We start from the raw sequence: 3,833 nt of genomic DNA, 5'->3' as shown, positions 1-3,833 counted from the left end.
AGCCGACACACCCCGGGTCGTGCGGGTCCGCCTCCATCGTCGCCGGCTCCTGCGGCGGTACAAAACCCGCGACGGCTGTCTGGGGGAGACCGGCATGAGGACGCGTTACGTCGACGGCCCGACCGACCACGGTGGGGCACATGCCCTGCTGTGGTTCCACGACGACGACGGCCAGGCGACGGACGAGGACCGCGCCACGGGCGCGTACGTGGTCGAGTACGACGAGCTCGGGCGCGTCGTGGCCGAGACCTGGACGGCGGTCCCCGCGTCCGGCCGATCGACCGGCCCGTCGTCGGCCGTCACGGGGGCCTGACGCTACACTCGCCGCTTGCGTCAGGGGCCGTAGCTCAGTTGGTAGAGCGTCGCCATGGCATGGCGAAGGCCAGGGGTTCGATTCCCCTCGGCTCCACGTCATGTGACCCCAATACGAACACTTGTCCCACTGCGCCAGAGCCCGTTGTGGCTCGGGCGTCGGGCGTTCCCACCGGTCTGGGACTCTTGACGATCGGCTGTGTGACCGGCAACACACGCGAGCCAGTCACTGACTCCACGCGGCGTGCCGGTCGCCGTGGGCCAGATCGGTCTTGTCGACGGCTGCCGTGAGCGCCAGTGTCGTTCGGCACAGGACCGTCGGCGACGATCAGTCGTCGCCGGCCGATTGATCCTCGATGTGGTCCCCCGCGAGGCGCCCGCGTGGTCGAGCACCGTGTCGGGCTGCGCCCGATCCGCCCCGCGATGCGCTGCGAGCAGGAGTCGCTCGGCTCATCACATGGGTCCACAACTACGGCCACGGGGGGAGCGGCGTCGCCCTGTCCTGGGGGTGCGCGCGCGAGGTCGAGGCGATGCTCGCCAGTCCTCGGATTCCTTCTTGATCCTGACGTGACGTCAGGTCGTTGCGTCGGGTTCGCCGGCGTGGCCGCGCCGGTGGAAGCGAAGGTGGCCGAGACATGCACCGCCCTGGTCGGGTCTGGAAGATCGGACAGCTGGCGTCCTGGAGCCGGCTGACGGTTCGAGCCCTGCACCTACGACTATGTGGGCCTGGTGTGGCCATCTGGCCGCACGCCGACCGGGCACCGCCTCTACGACGAGGCCGACGTCCAGCGGCTACCAGGTGCTCGCCCTGCGGCAGCTCGGGTTGCCGTTGCGCTCGATCGGCGAGGTCCTCGACGGGACGTCGTCGATCGAGGCGCTGCTCCTGCGGCACCGGGCCTACCTGGACCGGCAGCTGGTGGCTATGCGCACCCTGCGTGCGCAGCTGAGCACGATGATCGCCGCCACAGAGGGTGTCACCAATACCGGCTCCGTCACGGACTTCTTGAAGCTCATCCGGCAGGATCACGGTGGATGGCACGGTGAGGCAGTACTTCAGCGACGCGCAACTGGCCGACCTGGCCGAGCGTCGCGAACGGCTCGCAGAGAAGGCCATCGCCGAGGTGCAGGCACGCTGGCCGGACCTCATGGCGCGCGTGCAGGAGGCGATCGACGCCGGAACCGACCCGGCCGCGCCCGAGGGGCAACAGTTGGCGCGCGAGTGGATGGAGCTGTTGGAGTAGTTCCACGGTGGGGACGACGGGCTGCGTGACTCGCTGTACCGCATGCAGGCCGACAACGCCGAGCAACTGGAGCAACAGCACGGTGGCCCGTCCCGGCGCAGCTGGACTTCATCACGCGGGCCCTGCTTCCGGGCGTAACCGTTGCCAGGGGGCCAGGGCTCCTGGCGCAGCATGCATGCTAAGATGCATGCATGCGCACCACAGTGGAGATCAGCGACGACCAGCGTCGAGCCCTGGCCGCGATCGCCCACCGACGTGGGCTGCGTGGTTTCTCGGTGCTGGTGCAGGAGGCGCTCGACACCTACCTGCGTGACCAGGACGCGGGAGAAGTGGAGCTGATGCTGTCGCTGGAAGGCAGCGTCGACGACGAGGAAGAGGCGGAGATCCGCGGGCGCATCGATGAGGCGAGATCGCTGTGGCGCTCGGCCTCGTAGTCGTCGACACCGATCTCGTCATCGATTACCTGCGCGGACGTGGCGGTGGCGCGAAACTTGTGGCTCAACTCATCGTCGAGCGTCGGTTCCGGATAACTGCGATCACCGCATACGAGCTGCGGCTCGGCACGGACTTCCTACGGCGACGCGACGACATCATGCGCCTGCTGAGGTCGCGGACGGTGCCGTTCGACATGAGGGCGGCCATGCACGCAGGCGCGGTGTACACCGCGTTGCGGAGCGATGGCCGGCCGATCGGGTACCGGGACACCTTGATCGCTGGGACGTGTCTGCGGTTCCGTCTTCCGCTCGCGACGCGAAACACTGCGCACTTCCGTCGCGTCGACGGTCTCGAACTGGAGCATCCGCCCGCCGACGCGTCTTGACCGGAGGTCATGGGCCGTCCCCCCGTACGAGGGAGGATCGCAGCAGCAGCGACAACCGGTCGGCGAGTCGCTGTTGCGACCACCCGCGGTCGTCGAGCAGCCGGCCAATCATGTCGCTGGAGATCAGCCCGTACAGCAGGTCGGTCGCCGAGGCGACGTCCCATCCGTCCGCCAGCCCACCGTCGGCGGCAAGCCAGCGCGCCAGCCTGTGGCAGTTGGACGTCTGCTCGTTGCACACCCGGGTGCGGTGGGCCGCGGCGGCCTCGTCGGTCTGCTCGATCCGCTGGAGCGCGCGGTCCACCGCCATGACGCGCGGGTGGTAGCTGGCCAGGTGACCCGCCCAGGCGTCCAACCCCGCGATCGCGTCCGGCGCCCGCCACACGGCGTCGACGGACTCAGCCAGGCCCTCGGTCTCCGCGACGTGATCGAACAGCCCGGCGATCAGCGCCGCCACCGAATCGAAGTGCAGGTACACGCCGCGGCGGGACACGCCCGCGCGCCGGGCGACCGCGCCCATGGTCAGCGCCTCGAAGCCGTCGTCCTCGAGGATCGAGCGGGTCGCGCTGAGCACCGCCTGCCGGGTCCGGCGGCTGCGCTCGTTCGCGGGCTGCCCGATCTCCGGCACGTGTGGACTCCGCCCGGACGGTCGCGGTCGAGTTTCGGCGGTGCCGGACTACTGCTCCAGTCCCATCGTGAGGATGCGATCGGGGCTGATGCGGATGACGTCGCGATCGGCGCCGTCGGCAACGGCGACCGCTTCGGCGGTGCCGCGGACCTCCAGCGCACGGGGGCGCCACGGGTCGGTCGAGGCGAGGTCGTCGACCACGAACGCCACGCGTGGGTCGTCGCGGACGTTCTTCCACTTCTGCGTCGATGGCAGCGAGTAGCCGCCGATCTCGATGACGCCGGTGTCGGCGTCGAAGGAGAAGCCGACAGGCCGGACCTGCGGCCCGTCGGGGCCGAGGGTCGCGAGCCGGCCGAGGATCTGGCTGGACAGGTAGGCCACCTGAGCGTCACTGAGCATCTGCGAGGACCTCCTTGCGGCTCGAGGACAGTCGAGCGCCCTCCTGAGGGGCGGGTAATCCACCGCGCGGACCCCTCCAGGCGACAACGTCTTGTGCATGTGAGCCAAACTACACACTGTGTGCAGTTCTCGCTACGATGCCATCGAGGCGTGGGTCCCGTCGCCGCCCCGGGACCTGACCGCCGACCATCCCTCGCGAAGGCCGTGGTGCTAGTTGTCACCTCATTCGGGCGGATGGTCCGAGAGCGTCAACAGCGGGCGGAGCTCGACGGCTCCATTTGCTGTCCGTGGCCATGAGAAAGTCCCCGGTGGTGGCCAAGTGAGGTCCCCGCTGGTGGCCAACGAAGGTCCCCACTGGTGGCCAGGAAAGGTCCCCACCCCGCGTTGCAGGTAGTCGGGGAGCCCTGCCCGACTGGCGAAGGTGTCGCTGCTGACA

5 protein-coding genes, 1 tRNA gene and 2 pseudogenes are annotated in these 3,833 nt (G+C 69.3%); 6 read left to right on the top strand and 2 right to left on the bottom strand.

Annotation, left to right across the window (positions count from 1 at the left end):
* From M3N57_08805 to M3N57_08780, 6 genes and pseudogenes are all read left to right on the top strand, one after another.
* On the top strand, positions 1-313 hold a 313-nt coding region (locus M3N57_08805), incomplete at its 5' end, for a hypothetical protein (protein MDP9022777.1).
* A 23-nt stretch (positions 314-336) separates the two neighbouring features.
* Positions 337-409 (top strand) — tRNA-Ala (locus M3N57_08800).
* A 278-nt stretch (positions 410-687) separates the two neighbouring features.
* Positions 688-872, top strand: a pseudogene (locus M3N57_08795) (FAD-binding oxidoreductase).
* Positions 873-947: 75 nt separating this feature from the next.
* Positions 948-1,735: pseudogene (locus M3N57_08790) on the top strand (TipAS antibiotic-recognition domain-containing protein).
* 9 nt (positions 1,736-1,744) lie between these two features.
* Positions 1,745-1,987: a hypothetical protein gene (locus tag M3N57_08785; GenBank protein ID MDP9022776.1), complete on the top strand. Its 243-nt coding sequence runs from the start codon at positions 1,745-1,747 to the stop codon at positions 1,985-1,987.
* On the top strand, positions 1,969-2,373 hold the full coding sequence (locus M3N57_08780) for a type II toxin-antitoxin system VapC family toxin (GenBank protein ID MDP9022775.1): 405 nt from the start codon (positions 1,969-1,971) through the stop codon (positions 2,371-2,373). The genes M3N57_08785 and M3N57_08780 overlap by 19 nt, the downstream gene beginning before the upstream one ends.
* A 7-nt stretch (positions 2,374-2,380) precedes the next feature.
* Here the strand turns inward: M3N57_08780 and M3N57_08775 are convergent, their stop codons facing one another.
* Both M3N57_08775 and M3N57_08770 read right to left on the bottom strand, forming a co-directional pair.
* Positions 2,381-2,998 carry a TetR/AcrR family transcriptional regulator gene (locus tag M3N57_08775; protein ID MDP9022774.1) on the bottom strand — a complete coding sequence of 206 codons (618 nt, stop codon included), beginning with the start codon at positions 2,996-2,998 and terminating at the stop codon, positions 2,381-2,383.
* 48 nt (positions 2,999-3,046) lie between these two features.
* On the bottom strand, positions 3,047-3,397 hold the full coding sequence (locus tag M3N57_08770; GenBank protein ID MDP9022773.1) for a PPOX class F420-dependent oxidoreductase: 351 nt from the start codon (positions 3,395-3,397) through the stop codon (positions 3,047-3,049).
* Between the last annotated feature and the right edge of the window lie 436 nt (positions 3,398-3,833).

The sequence above is a fragment of the Actinomycetota bacterium genome (assembly GCA_030776725.1).
Lineage (GTDB): Bacteria > Actinomycetota > Nitriliruptoria > Nitriliruptorales > JAHWKO01 > JAHWKW01.
The sequence above is the reverse complement of the archived record's forward strand: the minus strand, read 5'-3'. Positions and strand labels throughout refer to the sequence as shown.

Coding starts and splice junctions, on each gene's coding strand:
- M3N57_08785 (MDP9022776.1), top strand. CDS start 1,745: ATGCGCACCACAGTGGAGATCAGCGACGACCAGCGTCGAGCCCTGGCC.
- M3N57_08770 (MDP9022773.1), bottom strand. CDS start 3,397: ATGCTCAGTGACGCTCAGGTGGCCTACCTGTCCAGCCAGATCCTCGGC.